Origin of the sequence: Comamonas sp. F1-6, assembly GCF_039581415.1 — a bacterium.
GTDB lineage: Bacteria > Pseudomonadota > Gammaproteobacteria > Burkholderiales > Burkholderiaceae_C > Comamonas > Comamonas thiooxydans.
Genome location: NZ_JBCPWN010000001.1, coordinates 244,553 through 260,724, shown reverse-complemented (window position 1 = coordinate 260,724; position 16,172 = coordinate 244,553). Strand labels below are relative to the sequence as shown.

Below are 16,172 nucleotides of genomic sequence, written 5' to 3'. Positions count from 1 at the left end.
TCGCAGCGGGGCGGCCCTTGCTCGCTGTCCCTGACCGGGATTGCGCCAGTGCCTGCGCCGCGCCGCCCTCATGGGTTGCGGGTGGCGCGCAGTGCAGTGGAAACTGAAAAGGAAATAACCATGTCCTGGCTTGAAAAACTTCTGCCTGCAAAAATCCAGCAGACCAATCCGACGGAACGCCACCAGCAGATTCCCGAAGGTCTGTGGATCAAGTGCCCCAGCTGCGAAACCGTTCTGTACAAGACCGATCTGGAAAAGAACCAGAACGTCTGCCCGACCTGCGGTCACCACCACCGCATCGGCGCGCGCGCGCGTCTGAACCATTTCCTCGACGCCGAAGGCCGCTATGAAATCGCACAGGAAGTCATTCCTGTCGACCCGCTGAAATTCAAGGACAGCCGCAAGTACCCCGAGCGTCTGAAGGAAGCACTGGAGAACACCGGCGAGACCGACGCACTGATCGTCATGGGTGGCTCCGTCAAGAGCATCAATGTGGTCGTGGCCTGCTTCGAGTTCGACTTCATGGGCGGCTCCATGGGTTCTGTGGTCGGTGAACGCTTTGTGCGCGGCGTGGAGACCGCCATCGAGCAGAAAGTGCCTTTCATCTGCTTCACCGCCACCGGTGGTGCCCGCATGCAGGAAGGTCTGCTGTCGCTGATGCAAATGGCCAAGACCAATGCCGCGCTGACACGTCTGGCCAAGAAGGGCCTGCCCTATATCTCCGTGCTGACCGACCCGACCATGGGCGGTGTGTCCGCCGGCTTCGCCTTCGTGGGCGATATCGTGATTGCCGAGCCCAAGGCCCTGATCGGCTTTGCCGGCCCTCGCGTGATCGAAACCACCGTGCGTGTGAAACTGCCCGAAGGCTTCCAGCGCGCCGAGTTCCTGCAGGAAAAGGGCGCCGTGGACATGATCGTCGACCGCCGCGAGCTGCGTGATCGCGTCTCCAGCTCTCTGGCCATGCTGCAACGCCTGCCTGCGGACGCCGTGGAATAAGCACCGGACGAGCAAAAAGCAAAACGGTTGACGCAGCATTCATCTGCGTCAGCCGTTTTTTTTGCCCGCTTTAGCGCCTCGGGACATCCAAAACACACCGCACAGCAGGCTTTGGAATTGACGAGGCTCCGGGCAATACGGCTTTCCCGGCCCGGGCAGCTCCCCTAGCGCACCCCGGCAATCATGGACAGGCCGCCAGCCTGCACATAGTTGAGCACCATCAACAGCACCTGCAGGCCAATCAGGGCAATCAGCGCCGAAAAGTCCACATTGCCTATCAGGGGCACCACCTTGCGGATAGGAGCCACCAGCGGATCGGCCAGACGCTGCAGCACGCCGTAGATGGGCGAATAGGGCTGCACCCAGGACAGGATGGCGTAGATCAGCAAGATGCCCATCATGCCGGACAGAATGACCTTGATCAGCCCGCACAGCGCCAGCCATGGCAGCGCCACAACCGAGCCCTTGGCACCCAGCAGCAGCCAGATCAGCAGCACCTGCACCAGTTGCAGCAGCAAGGCAGCAATAAGACTGGATTTGTCCCAGCGGCCCTTGGCGGGAACGACTTTGCGCAACGGCATGACAATCCAGTCGCTCAGCGCAAAGACCAGTTGTCCCACGGGATTGCCAAACGGCACACGCTGCACCTGCATGTACATGCGCAGCAGGCAGGCCCCGCTGATCAACCCGACGACGACATCCAGCAGAAACAAAACGATTTCAAACAGCATGTGACCCAATTCAGAAAACAGTGAGCAACTCACCCATTCGTGGGATGATAGCCGGGCACCATGACTGATACACAAAGTCTGCATTCCCTGCCCCTGTTCCCGCTGAACACGGTGCTGTTTCCTGAAGGCCTGCTGAGCCTGCAGGTCTTCGAGGTGCGTTATCTGGACATGATCCGCAAATGCCAGCATGCCGACGCCCCTTTCGGCGTGGTTGCGCTGCAGTCGGGACAGGAGGTACGCAAGGCTGGCGCCCAGACCGAGCGCCTGCACTCGGAGGGCGTACTGGCCCATATCGCCCGGCTCGACTCTCCCCAGCCCGGGCTGCTGCACCTGCAATGCAAGGGCGTCCAGCGCTTTCACATCCAGCGCTGCTGGCAACTGCCGCATGGCCTGTGGGTAGCCGATGTCGCCATGCTGCCCGACGACCCCAAGGTCACTGTCCCCAAGCATTTGATCAGCACCTCTCATGCACTGGCTCAGGCCTTGCTGAACCTGCACAGCCACGACCCCGACCACGCGCAACTGCCCACTCCGACGCAGATGCACGACTGCGCCTGGGTTGCCAATCGCTGGGCCGAGATGCTGCCCCTGCCGGTGCGGGTCAAGCAGCAGCTCATGACACTGGATGCCCCGCTGCTGCGACTGGAGCTGATTGCCGATGTGCTGGAGCAAAGCGGCATTACCGGATCAGGCCCGCAGGAGGAAGCCTGAATTTGGCTCCTCCCTTTAACGGCGGTGTAAAAACACTACTTTTTCGACAGCATTCAGCTGGCTTTCTCCGCTGCAGTCTGGACCATGGAGGCGACATTCCGCAGTTCCTGCGAGCGCTTTGCCCGGTCGCTTACCGCTGACTCGGCAAAAAACTTAAAATCACCGGTTTCGGGCAGCGGCTATCCTTGCCGCGCCCCCATTCCTGGCCTCCAACCGGCGCTTGTCGCTGGCGCTCTCTTTTCATGACTGAACAAAACATCTCTTCTGCGGCAGAAAACACCGCCCCTCAGGACGAAAACAAACTCATCGCCGAGCGCCGCGAAAAACTCAAAGCCCTGCGCGAGTCTTCCAAGGCCAATGGCGGCGTTGCCTTTCCCAACGACTTCAAGCCCGAGCATCGCGCAGCAGCCCTGATCGCCGAGCACAGCGACAAGGATGCCGAAGCCCTGGACGCTGCAGCCGTCGCCGTCAGCGTGGCTGGTCGCATGATGCTCAAGCGCGTGATGGGCAAGGCCAGCTTTGCCACCGTGCAGGACGCCACGGGTCGTATCCAGGCCTATGTCACCCGCGATGCCGTGGGTGAAGAGGTCTACGCCGACTTCAAGAAATGGGATCTGGGCGACATCATCTCCGTCGAAGGTCAGCTGATGAAGACCAAGACCGGCGAGCTGTCGATCAAGGCCACGAAAATCCGCCTGCTCACCAAGAGCCTGCGCCCCATGCCCGACAAGTTCCACGGCATGGCCGACCTGGAGCAGAAGGTGCGCCAGCGCTATGTGGACCTGATGACCGACGAAGAAGCCCGCAAGCGCTTCGTGGCCCGCAGCAAGGCTGTGGCCGGCATCCGCGACTTCATGGTCGAACACGGCTTCCTGGAAGTCGAGACACCCATGCTGCACCCCATCCCCGGCGGTGCCAATGCCAAGCCCTTCATCACCCACCACAATGCGCTGGACCAGGAGATGTACCTGCGCATCGCGCCCGAGCTCTACCTCAAGCGCCTGATCGTCGGCGGTTTCGAGCGCGTGTTCGAGATCAACCGCAACTTCCGCAACGAAGGTATCTCGGTGCGCCACAACCCCGAGTTCACCATGATGGAGTTCTACGCGGCCTACTGGAACTACCAGGATCTGATGGACTACACCGAAAAGCTGATCCGCGACGCGGCCATGAAGGCCGTTGGCACGCTGGAGCTGAGCTATGGCGGCAAGCCCGTGGACCTGGTCAAGCCCTTCGAGCGCCTGACCATCCCCGAAGCCATCGTCAAATACACCGAAGCCGGCGACAACGTGGGCAACCGCGAATGGCTGACCAATGCCCTGAAGAAGCTGGGCATGAAGGAAGACAAGGACAAGCTGTCCACCCGCACCCTGGCCAGCCTGCAGGTGCTGTACTTCGAAGAGGTGGTGGAAGAGAAGCTGTGGAACCCCACCTTCATCATGGAACACCCCACCGAGATCTCGCCGCTGGCGCGCGCCAACGACGAGCGCCCCGAAGTGACCGAGCGCTTCGAGCTCTACATCACGGGCCGCGAATTCGGCAACGGCTTCTCCGAGCTCAATGACGCCGAAGACCAGGCTGCCCGCTTCAATGCCCAGGTGGAAGCCAAGGACGGAGGCGACGACGAAGCCATGTACTTCGACCACGACTTTGTGCGCGCCCTGGAATACGGCATGCCCCCCACCGGCGGCTGCGGCATCGGTATTGACCGCTTCATGATGCTGCTGACCGACAGCGCCAGCATCCGTGACGTGATTCTGTTCCCGGCATTGCGCCGCGAGGTCTGAGAAGCGGCTGTGCGCCCGGCTCGGGCGTTGCGGAACAACATGGCCTGACGGGCCTCTGACGATCCGTGACTGAGACACCAATAGCCACCGGCACAGCCAGATTGCGCACCGGCCACTATTCAAAATAGGCTGTCGCAATACTGGCTGGCTATACTGCTTGACATGCAGATTCCCCAATACTGGGCTCAGGCAAGACTACGTCATCAGACCGGCGTACGCCATGGCGTCACCGTTCAACGCTGGGGCTGGTCCGACAACAGCGAGTCAGATGCCCAGGCTCATGCTCAGCAAAGAGCACAGCAGGCACTGGAGGCGGCTCTCGCTGCCGCTGCCAAGCGCAGCCTGCCCGAAGACTTCGAGCGCATGGAATGGCGCACCGAATACGGGCTGGACGGCGGCACACCCATTCGCGAAGAGGTGCTGGAGCGGCGTGATGAATCCGTCATGACGCGCAATAGCTATGGCGCACACTGCCTGAATACAGAGAACGTGGCCATTGCCGATATCGACTTTCCACATCAGAAAAAGCCTGCCCGCTTCCCAGTCATTTCGTCGCTGCTGCTGGCTCTGACCCTGCCCTGGCTGTGGCTGACCCCTCTGACCTGGAGTCTCGGTGCGGCGATGCTGATGCTGCTGGTGGCCAGCATCGGCCTGGTCTTCTGGTCAGGCCTGAAGCAATGGCTGCATGCCCGCCAGACGCAGCGCAACAATGCCCACCTGCCACCGCCTGTGGATATTGCACTGGCAAAAGTTCGGGCGTTCTCAGCCAGGCACCCGGACTGGGGCTTGCGCGTCTACGAAACGCCCAAAGGACTGCGCGTCATTGTCACCCACACCGCACTCGCCCCCTCCTCACCCGAGGTCCAGGGGCTGTTCCAGCAACTGGAGGTTGACCCGCTCTACGCCATGCTGTGTAACCAGCAGCAGTGCTTTCGCGCCCGAGTCAGCGGCAAACCATGGCGCATGGGGCTGAACGGTCTGTCGAGCCAGGAAAGGCGCTGGCCCCTGCCTGCCGCCTCTCAGACTGCACGCCAGCAGTGGGTGTCGGTTTATGAAACAAGATCGACGCAGTTCGCGGCCTGCCGCTTTATCGCTCAACTGGGCGCGACGACGCTGTGTTCAGCGGCACAGACTTTCGTCATCTGGCACGATGAACGCAGCAAAGCGCACTCCTCTCTGGCATTGGCCTGAGCATGTCCGTGACCATTCACAAAGCCTGTTGCTTAAAACCGGCGTATAAAGTAACAATATATTTCCCAGACCATGCCTGAACTACCGATGAGTCTGACCCTGACCTTCCTCTCATGACAGCTCTGCCATCTTCTGCATCAGCTTTGTCTGCCATCGAATCCAGCGGGGCACGGTTCTCGTCACCCGATTCTGCGACGCCGTTCTCCGTACTGGTCGTCGAGGATCAAGCAGTCATGCGAGCTGCTCTGGTGACGGAACTTCGCCAGGCCGGTGTGACACAGGTGCTGGAAGCCGAAAACGGCCGCACCGCGCTGGCACTGTTTCGCAGCGAAAGACCCGATCTGGTGCTGCTGGACATCCGCCTTCCCGGCGAAGACGGCTATTGGGTCGCGCGTCAGCTGCGCGAGGCCGAGCCCGGCGAGTGGACACCCATCATCTTTCTCTCCGGCCTGGACAACGATCTGGACGTCTGGCGCGGTATTGAGGCGGGCGGCGACGATTACCTGGTCAAACCCGTCAAACCCATTGTGCTGGTCGCCAAGCTGCGCGCCATGCGCCGCCTGCTGGACATGCGCCGTCGCCTGGTCACGGTCTCTGCAGAGCTGCATCTGGCGAATCAAAAGCTCAACGAAATGGTGGAGCTCGATGCGCTCACGGGTTTGGTCAATCGTCGAGGCCTCGATCGCATGCTGCATGCCGAAATTGCTGCGGCAAGGCGCGAGAGCAGGCCGCTGACGCTGATGCTTTGCGACCTCGATCACTTCAAGCACTTCAACGATACCTACGGCCATGTCCAGGGCGACGAATGCCTCAAGCAGGTCGGACGTCTGCTGCGCGAAGTCTGCGTGCGCCCACGCGACATCGCCGCACGTTATGGCGGTGAAGAGTTTGCCATGATCCTGCCCAATACCCCGCGCTCCGGTTCGATGACGTTCGCACGTGCTCTCGGCCAAATGCTCAAGTTCCTCAAGATTCGCCCGCCAGGAGCCGCCGAGGATATTCCGCTGACCCTCTCCGGCGGGATTACCACCTGCATTCCCGACGAGCACACCAGCGCCGAATCCATGCTGATGCGAGCCGACGAAGCCCTGTATGCCGCCAAGTCTCAAGGGCGCAACCGCTTCTTCAGCTTCGAGATGCAGATGGACACCATAGAGCAGAGACAGATCTAGCAGTCCGCCAAGCAGCGTTGCGGCACTGCCTGCCCAATCGACACTTATCAGCTCCGCTCTCAAGAGACGCTAGGATTGGCGCATTGTCCTGTCAGCCCTTCGGGGCTGACCTCTGCCGTTTTTCTCGAGTGACTGGTTATGCGTCGTCTTCAAATGCACCTGCCCGATTGGATGCAGGACTGGCTTGAAATCCTGATTCCCGGGGTTCAGATCTTTCTCATCATCCTGGTGGCCTGGCTGATCAACTGGCTCATCAAGCGCATCATCTCGCGTGCAGGCAAGGCCTATGACCTGCCTCATGAGCTGCTCATGCCGCTGCGCGGCGTGTTTCGCTGGATCATCATCGCCGCCGCCATACTGGCGATTCTCGAGCGCCTGGGCATGTCGGCTACCGTGCTCTGGACGGCTTTCACCGGCTTTGCCACAGTGGGTGCAGTTGCCTTCTTCGCGGCCTGGAGCGTGCTCTCCAATCTGTTTTGCGCGCTGCTGATCGTCACCGTCGGCCCCTTCCGTCTGGGCGACTATATCGAGGTGCTCGACACTGCAGAGAAGCCTGGAGCCAAGGGCCGCGTGATCGACCTCAATATGCTCTACATCACCTTGCAGGATGACAGCGCACCGGCAGGCATGCCCAATCTGCTGCAGATTCCCAACTCACTGATCTTCCAGCGCGTCATTCGCCGCTGGAAAGGCGGCATGCCGGTGGTGACGGAGAACACGCCGGCCACCAGCCAGGAAGAAGCGTGCGCGGTGGCCATCACGACTCCTGGCGACAGCGCCGCTGCCTCGGGCTGATACCGGCGGATATCGGCTGATACCCGGCCTCCATGCAAAAGGGCTTCCTGAGAAGCCCTTTTTGATTACCTCAAGGCAGACGCGGCCTGACCTTGCTGGCAGCCAGCTTGGCATTCACACGGGCTTGCTCCACATCGCTGGCGCGCGCCAGGGCCACGCCCATGCGACGCTTGACAAAGCTCTCGGGCTTGCCAAAAAGGCGCAAATCGGTGCCGTGCACTGCCAGGGCCTGGTCCACTCCATCAAACACCAGGCCTTCTGCATCCTGACCACCGTAAATTACGGCACTGGCACCAGGGTTGCGCAGGCTGGCATCCACGGGCAGACCCAGAATCGCGCGGGCATGTAGTTCGAACTCGCTTTGCCACTGCGTGCACAGCGTCACCAGTCCTGTGTCATGGGGACGCGGCGAGACTTCGCTGAACCAGACCTGCTCGCCCTTCACAAACAGTTCCACGCCAAACAGGCCCAGGCCGCCGAGGTCATCGGTAACGGCCTTGGCAATCTGGCGCGATTTCTCGAGTGCGGCTGGGTGCATGGGATGAGGCTGCCAGCTCTCCACATAGTCGCCGGCCTGCTGGATATGGCCCACGGGATCGCAGAAATGGGTTTCGATCTGACCATCCGCACCCTTGGCGCGCACAGTCAGCTGGGTGATTTCGTAATCGAAGTCGATAAAGCCTTCGACGATCACGCGGCCCTTGGCCACACGGCCGCCGGCCATGGCGTAATCCCAGGCCTTGGCCACATCGGCCGGGCCGTCGATCTTGCTCTGGCCCTTGCCCGAGCTGCTCATCACGGGCTTGACCACACAGGGGTAGCCGATGGCGGGCTGGCCGTCGCTGCCGTCGATCGCGGCTTGCAGCTCGACCAAGGAGTCGCAAAAACGATAGGGGCTGGTGGGCAGGCCCAGGGTTTCAGCGGCCAGACGGCGAATACCTTCACGGTCCATGGTCAGACGCGCGGCTCGGGCCGTGGGAATGCAGGTGATGATGCCTGCGGCCTCCAGCTCTTCCAGCATGGGCGTGGCAATGGCTTCTATCTCGGGCACGACCAGATCGGGCTTGACTTCTTCGATCAGTGCCTTGAGCTGGGCCGGATCGCTCATGGTGATGGTGCGCGCATGATGGGCCACCTGCTGGCCAGGCGCGTTTTCATAGCGGTCCACGGCAATGGTTTCCACGCCCAGGCGCTGCAGGGCAATCAGCACTTCCTTGCCCAGCTCGCCGCTGCCCAGCAGCATGACTTTGGTGGCATTGGGGGAGAGAGGGGTTCCTAGGGTGGTCATGGTTGCATCCTGCATATATGGGGCCGAGCCCCCGATCATAGGCGAGCAGGCAAGCCTCTCGTGACTGCAGCCTGGCAATTCGGCCGCTTTCAGCGCCGAGCTATGAAGCGCATGGCACGGCTGATTGAAGATTCAGTGCGGCATCGGCGAGTAATGCTCGATGCGGCAGGCGCCGCGATTCTTGCATTGCCCGTCCAGATAGCGAAAGCGTACCGTCACGGCAGTACCGGGACTGGGCCACTGCCTGCGCGGCAGCTCGCTTTGATAGTCTGCCGTTTCTGGCCTGAAGCTCAGCGCCGTGCCCGGTTGCGGACATTCGGCATCGCCGCTGGCTTTAGCTTCAAGCACGCGGGCTTGCAGCGCTCGGCCACCGCTTTGCTTTTCTCGCACCTGCACCTTGAGATCGCAGATCTGCCAGTCTGCAGCCTGGGCGGCAGCGGCGCAGGCGGTCAAAGCCGCCGCGATCAGAATTCGGAAAAGAGTCATCTGCCTACCTGCAAGTGAGTGGTGTTCATGGGCCAGCATCTCTACCAAATAGATAGCTTCAATCGCTTCAAGACAAAGGGATTGAGGCCAATATCTTGAAATTTTTCGGTGGGTATCAGTGCGTCAGACCGACAGCCTTGCCGCCACGCTGCGGAATGCTTCCCGCGTCGAATCGCATCTCGGAAGTCCAGACCGCATCGTCCCAGACCCAGGGGCTGCTGGCCTGCTCCAGACCCAGCACATGCACGCCGCTCAGGTCCTTGACGCGTTCCTTGAGCCAGTCGATCTGATCGCTGCGCACAAACACCAGGCAGGCAATCTCCCAGTCGGGCTGCGTGATGCCCAGACCGTGCAGTTGCGACAGCAGCGGGGCATACCATTTCTCGACCCGCTCGTTGAGACGGTTGACCAGCGCCAGCGGATAGCCGGAAGCCGATACCTCGACCACATAGACCTGGCGACGCGCCGGGCGCAATGCCACGAAAGCCGGACATTGCCAGCCATCGGCCACCTCGTACTTGGGGGCCACAAAAGTCTCACCGTTGGCCGTGAGCAGCTGCATCACGGCTTCTTCATGTCGGTCCATGCTGAATTTCTCCGGCGCGCCGAAAGTGCGCGCAGGCTCACACCTTAGCGCAGCTCAGGCCTCACCAAAGCAAATTCCGATATCGCGCGCCATGGTCAGCAGCGGGCTGTCCAGCGGCACGGTGCGCTGGGTATTGGCCACATCGGCAATCGCCACACTGCCGATGCGGCCGTTCTGCAGCGTGACCATATGGCCCAGCTGGCCGCCCAGCACCAGTTGCGCCGCATGGTGGCCGAACTGCGTGGCCAGTACCCGGTCAAACGGCGTCGGATCGCCGCCGCGCTGCACATGCCCCAGCACCGTGGTGCGCACCTCGCTCTGGAGATGGGGTTGCAGGCGCTCGCGCAGCACATGGCCGACGCCGCCCAGACGCACGGGGTCGGGACTGTGCGCAATCCGCTCGCGCACCGTCAGGCTCTGGCCGCTTTCCTTGGCCCCCTCGCCGATGCAGATGATGGTGTAGCGCTGACGCCGCTCGCGCTCCTGACAGACCTTGATGATGGACTGCAGGTCGTAATCGATCTCGGGCAGCAAAATGATGTCGGCAGCACCGGCGATGCCGGACTCCAGCGCCAGCCAGCCCGCATGGCGGCCCATGGTCTCCACGATCATCACGCGGTGGTGGCTCATGGCCGTGCTCTCGATGCGGCGCAGGCTTTCGGTCACCGTCGCCACGGCCGTGTCGAAGCCGAAGCTGCGCTCGCAGTTGGCAATGTCGTTATCGATGGTCTTGGGCACGCCCACGCATTGCAGTCCCACCTGCGCCAGGCCATGGGCCAGGCTCATGGTGCCGTCGCCGCCGATGGCAACCACCACATCCAGTGCCAGCGCCTTGACATTGCGCCCCACCTGGGCCAGCGTGGCCGCATCGCGCAGCGGGTTGGCGCTGTTGCTGGTGCCCAGGATGGTGCCGCCGATATGCAGAATGCCGCTGACCTCGTCCCAGCTCAGCGCTCTGACGCGCGGACTGGCATCCATCAGCCCTTCAAAGCCGTCGGCAATGCCCAGTACCTCGCACTGGCCATGGTTGATCAGGGACTTGGTGACCGCACGGATCACCGCATTGAGGCCGGGGCAATCGCCGCCACCGGTCAGCACACCAACGCGCATGGGCTCACTCTCCAAAGATTCTTGAATGCACATCATCCCACGAGAAAGTCGCTCCCAGAGCCTCCCATGCCTGCACCGTGGTTGAGACTGCTTGTCCCCGAACCTGCCTGCTTCAGCGGCTCCCGGGCAGGTCGGCCTCCCGGATCCCTTGCTGCGGCTGCAGCAGCCAGCGGGCCGTGTGGAACTCCGTCACGCTGTCGCGGTGGGCCACCGAAACCAGTGCCCCGCCTCTGCCCTGCACCAGTTGCACCAGCCGGCTGTAGATCTGCGCTTCGGCGGCATTGTCCAGCGCGCTCGTGGCCTCGTCCGCAAACACCCAGGCCGGACGCTTGAGCAGGACCCGCGCCACGGACAGCCGCTGCTGCTCGCCTCCCGACAGGCTGCTGTTCCAGGCCGCCTGGCTGTCCAGCCGCTCCTGCAGCTGCGGCAATTGCGCTTCGCGCAAGACCTGTTTGAGCTCAGCGTCGCTGTAGCTTGCCGCCGACTCCGGATAGGCCAGGGCATCGCGCAGGCTGCCGTCGGGAAAATAAGGGCGCTGAGGAATGAACATGGCGTCCATAGGCCGCTCCACCCGACCTCGCGCATAGGGCCAGATACCAGCAAACGCTCGCAGCAAGGTGGACTTGCCGCTGCCCGAAGGCCCGCTGATCAGCAACCTCTGGCCAGGGCGTATCTGCAGCCCGGCGTCCGCCACGATGGGGCTTCCTGCGGGCAGGGACACATCGAGATTCCGGGTCTGCAGCTGGGTCGACGCTGCAAGCTGTACGCCGACCGGGTGCTCCCCCTGCTCGCGCAGACTCCCGTCGAAACCGGCCAGACGCAAGGTCGTGGCCCGCCAGGCCGCGATATCGGAGTAGTTGTTGACGATCCAGCTCAGTGAGTCCTGCACCTGATTGAAGGCCGAGCCTATCTGCATCAGCTGACCCAGCTGGATGGCGCCACTGAAAAAACGCGGTGCGGCAATGATGAAGGGAAAGACCACGGCCGCCTGGCCGAAGAAATTGGTAAACCAGCCCAGACTCTTCTGCTTCTTGATCAGATTCAGATAGTTGCCCAGGGCGTCGCCGAAACGCAGGCCGATCTGGGCACCCTCCACGCGCTCGCCACCGTCCAGGGCGATCGCCTCGGCATGCTCGCGCACGCGGATCAGGTGATGGCGGAAGTTGGCCTCCAGTTGCTGCTGGCGGTTGTTGAGTCGGACCTGGGGTTTGCCGATCCAGAAGGTGATCGCACTGCCGACCAGACAGTACAGCACGGCCATCCAGACCATGAAACCGGAAACCTGCAGCTGCCCGCCACCGAGCAGTGCCAGCAGACCGATATCGACGACGGAACTCAGGCTCCACAGAATGCCGACGAAGCTCACAAAGGTGACGGCCGCATTCAGCAGCCCCATGGACAGCGACACGGTATAGGTGGTGAACAGATTCAGGTCCTCCTGAATTCGCTGATCGGGGTTGTCGGGGGCCTTGGCATTGCCGTCCACGCCATAGCGCCCCAGCTCCAGCCGGTAGAACGCCTTGGCCGACAGCCAGCGCTGCAACATGTGCTCGGTCAGCCAGCGCCGCCAGTTGAGCTGCAGCAACTGCGTCAGATAGAACTTGTAGACCGCGATGACGATATACACCAGGGCCAGCCAGAGAAAGCGCCATAGCTGCTGCCAGAACACCTCGGCCTGCTTGTTCTGCAATGCGTCATAGAACACCCGGTTCCATTCATTGATCTGCACCAGCATGAACACCGCGGCGAGATTGAGGCCCACGATGGCGGCCAGCAGCCCCCAGGCCCGCCATTTCTCCTCGGACTGGAAATAGGGCCGGGTCAGGGTAAAGGCCTGGCGCAGCACGCCCGGCCGGTGTTTGCGGGACTCAGGTCCCGGGCTCTTGGAATTCATGCAGGCTTTCGGTGATTCATGAACAAAGGCGCAGCGACGATGCCACGGCCAGGCTCCTGAGCTCACCCTAAGCCGGCTAACTGAGGCCAGACTTAAATGCCAGAGACCGCCCTACCTGGCCTTCAAGGGACATAAAAAATCCGCTGCCCTTGCGTCAAAGGCAGCGGATGGCGGGGCCGGGAAAGTCCTGATCTAGGGCAGCAGGTCCAGCGCCTGCAGATAGGCAGGCTGGCGCATCAGATCGTCCCAGGCTTGGGGTTCGGTATCGGGCAGCAGCGAGACACGGCGCGATTCGGAGTCGATATCGGGCACCCAGCGGCCGTCGCGCAGCGCGGCATCCATGCCGTCCAGCAACTCGTCCACATGCTCGCCCAGACCCAGGCTCTGGTTGCACAGCAGCACCATGTCGCAGCCCGCATTCAGGGCCGTCAACGCGGCATCGGTGTAGCTGATGAGTTCGCCGTCGATGCGGCGCGCACCCTCCATGCTGAGGTCGTCGCTGAAGATGGCTCCGTCATAGCGCAGACGGGCGCGCAGGATGTCCTTGAGCCATTTCTCGCTGAAGCCTGCCGGGCGCTTATCCACCTTGGGATAGATCACATGGGCAGGCATGACGGCCGTGAGCACGCTGGACAGCCAGGGATAGGGGGCGGCGTCTTCGTCGAGAATGGCCGTCAGGCTGCGCTTGTCGACGGGAATGTCCACGTGCGAATCGGCCTTCACAAAGCCATGGCCGGGGAAATGCTTGCCGCAATTGCCCATGCCGGCCTGCAGCAGACCCTGCATCAGGCTCCTGGCCAGAGCAGCCACCACCCGCGGGTCGCGGTGAAAGCTGCGGTCACCGATGACCGAGGATTCGCCATAGTCCAGATCCAGCACGGGCGTGAAGCTGAAATCCACACCGCAGGCACGCAGCTCCGTACCCAGCACATAACCAGCGGCCGTGGCCGCATTCATGGCACGCATGGCACCGCTGCCTTCACGGTATTTTTTGCCTTGACCATCATCCATCCACATCTCGCCAAAGGCGCGCATGGGCGGGATGTGCGTGAAGCCATCGGTACGGAAACGCTGCACACGGCCGCCCTCGTGGTCCACGCTGATCAGCAGGTCGGGCTTGACGGCCTTGATATCGGCACACAGCTGGACCAGCGCGCTGCGGTCCTCCCAGTTGCGCTTGAAGAGAATGATGCCGCCCACCAGCGGATGGGCCAGGCGCGCGCGGTCCACATCAGTCAGCGATGTGCCGGCAATATCAATGATCAGAGGTGCATGCATGCTCATGATGTAAAAATTTCTATAGCTGCCAGCGCCTATGTATCAGGCACCAGAGGCTGATTTCATTCTTTTCTTTCGACGACACAAAAGCTGGCCGCGTAGTCGGACTCGTCGGTGACGGACAGGTGCGCCGTCAGATTGTTTTTCTCGAACCATTCCTTGAGTTCGCCATGCAGACGAATCGCAGGCTGGCCGCTAGGCAGTTTGATGACTTCGCAATGACGCCAGGTCATGGGCATGACCATGCCCATTCCCACGGCCTTGCTGAAGGCCTCCTTGGCAGAAAAGCGCGTGGCCATGTAGCGGATGCCGCGCTCGGGCCAGCGCTCGCTGCGCGCCTTCCAGGTCGCCAGCTCGCCATCGGCCAGAACCTTGCGGGCAAAGCGCTCGCCATGTTTTTCGAGGCTTGCGCGAATGCGGCGCACATCGCAGATATCGGTGCCGATGCCGTAAATCATCCATGGTTCCTTTAGAGAGAAAAAGACCTCAAACGCTTACCTACAAAGCGCTGGCAGCTATCTTTTCAGGAATTTTTACCTGCCATACCAGCATCGATGCAGGCCTGATAGGCCTTGACGGTCTCGGCATAGCCCAGCTCCAGCGCATCGGCAATCAGCGCGTGGCCTATGGAGACTTCGGCCAGACCCGGCACCCGGGCCACAAAGGCGGCCAGATTGTCGCGATTGAGGTCATGGCCGGCATTGATGCCCAGCCCCGCATCCAGCGCGGCCTGCGCGGCCCTGGCATAAGTTTGCAGTTGTTGCTCCTGCTCGGCCTTGCCCCAGTTGGCGGCAAAAGGCTCGGTGTAGAGCTCCACGCGGTCGGCACCTACAGCCTTGGCCGCCGCCATCTGCTCGGGGATGGGGTCCATGAACAGGCTCACGCGCACGCCCAGAGTCTTGCATTCGGCAATCAGCGGCTTGAGGCGTTCGGCATCCTGGGGAAAGCTCCAGCCATGGTCGCTGGTGAACTGGTCTTCGCTGTCGGGCACGAACGTGGCCTGATGCGGGCGCGTCTGGCGGATGAAGTCCATCAGGTTCTGCGTGGGATTGCCCTCGATATTGAACTCGGCGCCAGGCCAGCTCTTGAGCAGCTCGTGCAGCTCGAAGACATCCTGAGCGCGGATATGACGCTCGTCGGGACGCGGGTGGATGGTGATGCCCTGCGCTCCGGCCTCCAGGCAGATCTGCGCCGCACGCGTCACCGAGGGAATACCCAGATGGCGGGTATTGCGCAGCAGCGCCACCTTGTTGACATTGACCGAAAGCGCGGTGCGAGGGGAGGCAGAGGTATTCATAGCGATTGCAGATCCATCATCAGCTGGCGGGTGCGCAGCATGGTTGAGCCGCAATGGTATTGCAGAAGATGGCGCAATTGCGGCTTCAGGGCCTGGGCCACTTCGGGCTCGGCCAGCGCGTTCAGGGTCCTCGGAAATGGCTGCTCGGCCTGCAGCGCCAGCTCTATGGCCTGCCACTGCTGGCCGCTCAGCGCCGCGCGCTCGTAGCCGGCGGCCTGGCGCAGGCCGCCGTCGGCCACCAGGGTGTAACGCAAAACACTGTTGAGCTGGCTGAGCGTTGCGCTTTCCTGCCTCAGATCGGGCAGATGGCCGAGTTCGCGCAGCAGCACCAGCTCGAAGGCACGCAGCACGGGTTCGATGGCCTCGGTCGTGCCGCCATGCTGGCCAGCCAGCACACGCACCACACCGGCATAGATATCGAACAGCGCCGTATAAGGGTCATCGCGCGCCAGCAGGCGCAGCAGCAGCTCGTTCAGATACATGCCCGACCACAGCGCATCGCCCTGGGGCATGACATGGCCGCCCACCCATTCCGCCCCCTTCAGGCTATGAATCTCGGCATTGCCCTCTGCTCCCAGCGTGTAGCTGAGCTTGAGCGGCTGCAGCGGCAGCAGCACGGGGCGAAAGTTGGAGGTATGGCGCTTGACGCCCTTGGCCGCAAGCGCCACGCGCCCGCGATGACGTGTGAACACCTCCAGAATCAGGCTGGATTCGCTCCAGTCGTACTGGTGCAGGATGTATGCGGGTTCGTCGCCGACGCGTTTGGCGCTAGCCATGACTTGCTCCGTACCACAACAAAAATGTGAATGGGGCGGTTTTGCCGCCGGGCCGCCCCAAGGCAAAACCCGGC

Annotated in this window: 16 protein-coding genes; 6 read left to right on the top strand and 10 right to left on the bottom strand. The window is 62.1% G+C overall.

Annotated features, from left to right (window positions below; all coding sequences use genetic code 11):
* Window positions 1–120 precede the first annotated feature (120 nt).
* Window positions 121–996 carry an acetyl-CoA carboxylase, carboxyltransferase subunit beta gene (gene accD, locus AAIL66_RS01195; RefSeq protein WP_034353411.1) on the top strand — a complete coding sequence of 292 codons (876 nt, stop codon included), beginning with the start codon at window positions 121–123 and terminating at the stop codon, window positions 994–996.
* Between the two features lie 164 nt (window positions 997–1,160).
* On the opposite strand, the gene AAIL66_RS01190 is transcribed toward accD, so the two are convergent.
* A complete protein-coding gene (locus tag AAIL66_RS01190) occupies window positions 1,161–1,727 on the bottom strand; it encodes a YggT family protein (protein ID WP_045838330.1) in 567 nt (188 codons plus the stop codon).
* A 60-nt stretch (window positions 1,728–1,787) separates the two neighbouring features.
* Between AAIL66_RS01190 and AAIL66_RS01185 the strand changes: the two genes are divergently transcribed.
* The 5 genes from AAIL66_RS01185 to AAIL66_RS01165 all read left to right on the top strand — a co-directional run bounded on the left by AAIL66_RS01185 (window position 1,788) and on the right by AAIL66_RS01165 (window position 7,383).
* On the top strand, window positions 1,788–2,438 hold the full coding sequence (locus tag AAIL66_RS01185; RefSeq protein WP_034353402.1) for an LON peptidase substrate-binding domain-containing protein: 651 nt from the start codon (window positions 1,788–1,790) through the stop codon (window positions 2,436–2,438).
* Between the two features lie 242 nt (window positions 2,439–2,680).
* Window positions 2,681–4,225: a lysine--tRNA ligase gene (gene lysS / locus AAIL66_RS01180; RefSeq protein WP_343495822.1), complete on the top strand. Its 1,545-nt coding sequence runs from the start codon at window positions 2,681–2,683 to the stop codon at window positions 4,223–4,225.
* 162 nt (window positions 4,226–4,387) lie between these two features.
* Window positions 4,388–5,416 (top strand): hypothetical protein, encoded by a 1,029-nt coding sequence (locus AAIL66_RS01175; RefSeq protein WP_343495821.1) that lies wholly within the window; start codon window positions 4,388–4,390, stop codon window positions 5,414–5,416.
* A gap of 113 nt (window positions 5,417–5,529) precedes the next feature.
* Entirely contained in the window at window positions 5,530–6,588 is a 1,059-nt protein-coding gene (locus AAIL66_RS01170) for a diguanylate cyclase (protein WP_012837272.1), read from the top strand.
* A 138-nt stretch (window positions 6,589–6,726) separates the two neighbouring features.
* Entirely contained in the window at window positions 6,727–7,383 is a 657-nt protein-coding gene (locus tag AAIL66_RS01165) for a mechanosensitive ion channel family protein (protein ID WP_083994674.1), read from the top strand.
* A 70-nt stretch (window positions 7,384–7,453) separates the two neighbouring features.
* Here AAIL66_RS01165 and purT read toward each other — a convergent pair whose 3' ends face one another.
* The 9 genes from purT to recO all read right to left on the bottom strand — a co-directional run bounded on the left by purT (window position 7,454) and on the right by recO (window position 16,098).
* A complete protein-coding gene (gene purT, locus AAIL66_RS01160; RefSeq protein WP_343495820.1) occupies window positions 7,454–8,671 on the bottom strand; it encodes a formate-dependent phosphoribosylglycinamide formyltransferase in 1,218 nt (405 codons plus the stop codon).
* Between the two features lie 132 nt (window positions 8,672–8,803).
* On the bottom strand, window positions 8,804–9,157 hold the full coding sequence (locus AAIL66_RS01155) for a hypothetical protein (RefSeq protein WP_343495819.1): 354 nt from the start codon (window positions 9,155–9,157) through the stop codon (window positions 8,804–8,806).
* A 115-nt stretch (window positions 9,158–9,272) separates the two neighbouring features.
* On the bottom strand, window positions 9,273–9,743 hold the full coding sequence (locus tag AAIL66_RS01150; RefSeq protein ID WP_003057958.1) for a hypothetical protein: 471 nt from the start codon (window positions 9,741–9,743) through the stop codon (window positions 9,273–9,275).
* Between the two features lie 54 nt (window positions 9,744–9,797).
* Window positions 9,798–10,853, bottom strand: coding sequence for an ATP-dependent 6-phosphofructokinase (locus AAIL66_RS01145; protein WP_003057959.1), 1,056 nt, complete (start codon window positions 10,851–10,853; stop codon window positions 9,798–9,800).
* 112 nt (window positions 10,854–10,965) lie between these two features.
* Window positions 10,966–12,747: an ABC transporter ATP-binding protein/permease gene (locus AAIL66_RS01140; RefSeq protein ID WP_343495818.1), complete on the bottom strand. Its 1,782-nt coding sequence runs from the start codon at window positions 12,745–12,747 to the stop codon at window positions 10,966–10,968.
* A gap of 192 nt (window positions 12,748–12,939) precedes the next feature.
* A complete protein-coding gene (nagZ, locus tag AAIL66_RS01135; protein ID WP_343495817.1) occupies window positions 12,940–14,031 on the bottom strand; it encodes a beta-N-acetylhexosaminidase in 1,092 nt (363 codons plus the stop codon).
* Window positions 14,032–14,087: 56 nt separating this feature from the next.
* Window positions 14,088–14,483, bottom strand: coding sequence for a holo-ACP synthase (acpS, locus tag AAIL66_RS01130; RefSeq protein WP_003064212.1), 396 nt, complete (start codon window positions 14,481–14,483; stop codon window positions 14,088–14,090).
* 65 nt (window positions 14,484–14,548) lie between these two features.
* Complete coding sequence (locus AAIL66_RS01125) at window positions 14,549–15,322, bottom strand: pyridoxine 5'-phosphate synthase (protein ID WP_343495816.1); 774 nt, start codon at window positions 15,320–15,322, stop codon at window positions 14,549–14,551.
* Entirely contained in the window at window positions 15,319–16,098 is a 780-nt protein-coding gene (gene recO, locus AAIL66_RS01120) for a DNA repair protein RecO (protein ID WP_003064206.1), read from the bottom strand. Before recO ends, AAIL66_RS01125 begins: the two co-directional genes overlap by 4 nt.
* Between the last annotated feature and the right edge of the window lie 74 nt (window positions 16,099–16,172).

What these genes read in the sequence shown, in the direction of transcription:
- accD (WP_034353411.1), top strand. Translation starts at nt 121, where the DNA reads ATGTCCTGGCTTGAAAAACTTCTGCCTGCAAAAATCCAGCAGACCAAT.
- AAIL66_RS01190 (WP_045838330.1), bottom strand. Translation starts at nt 1,727, where the DNA reads ATGCTGTTTGAAATCGTTTTGTTTCTGCTGGATGTCGTCGTCGGGTTG.
- AAIL66_RS01185 (WP_034353402.1), top strand. Translation starts at nt 1,788, where the DNA reads ATGACTGATACACAAAGTCTGCATTCCCTGCCCCTGTTCCCGCTGAAC.
- lysS (WP_343495822.1), top strand. Translation starts at nt 2,681, where the DNA reads ATGACTGAACAAAACATCTCTTCTGCGGCAGAAAACACCGCCCCTCAG.
- AAIL66_RS01175 (WP_343495821.1), top strand. Translation starts at nt 4,388, where the DNA reads ATGCAGATTCCCCAATACTGGGCTCAGGCAAGACTACGTCATCAGACC.
- AAIL66_RS01170 (WP_012837272.1), top strand. Translation starts at nt 5,530, where the DNA reads ATGACAGCTCTGCCATCTTCTGCATCAGCTTTGTCTGCCATCGAATCC.
- AAIL66_RS01165 (WP_083994674.1), top strand. Translation starts at nt 6,727, where the DNA reads ATGCGTCGTCTTCAAATGCACCTGCCCGATTGGATGCAGGACTGGCTT.
- purT (WP_343495820.1), bottom strand. Translation starts at nt 8,671, where the DNA reads ATGACCACCCTAGGAACCCCTCTCTCCCCCAATGCCACCAAAGTCATG.
- AAIL66_RS01155 (WP_343495819.1), bottom strand. Translation starts at nt 9,157, where the DNA reads ATGACTCTTTTCCGAATTCTGATCGCGGCGGCTTTGACCGCCTGCGCC.
- AAIL66_RS01150 (WP_003057958.1), bottom strand. Translation starts at nt 9,743, where the DNA reads ATGGACCGACATGAAGAAGCCGTGATGCAGCTGCTCACGGCCAACGGT.
- AAIL66_RS01145 (WP_003057959.1), bottom strand. Translation starts at nt 10,853, where the DNA reads ATGCGCGTTGGTGTGCTGACCGGTGGCGGCGATTGCCCCGGCCTCAAT.
- AAIL66_RS01140 (WP_343495818.1), bottom strand. Translation starts at nt 12,747, where the DNA reads ATGAATTCCAAGAGCCCGGGACCTGAGTCCCGCAAACACCGGCCGGGC.
- nagZ (WP_343495817.1), bottom strand. Translation starts at nt 14,031, where the DNA reads ATGAGCATGCATGCACCTCTGATCATTGATATTGCCGGCACATCGCTG.
- acpS (WP_003064212.1), bottom strand. Translation starts at nt 14,483, where the DNA reads ATGATTTACGGCATCGGCACCGATATCTGCGATGTGCGCCGCATTCGC.
- AAIL66_RS01125 (WP_343495816.1), bottom strand. Translation starts at nt 15,322, where the DNA reads ATGAATACCTCTGCCTCCCCTCGCACCGCGCTTTCGGTCAATGTCAAC.
- recO (WP_003064206.1), bottom strand. Translation starts at nt 16,098, where the DNA reads ATGGCTAGCGCCAAACGCGTCGGCGACGAACCCGCATACATCCTGCAC.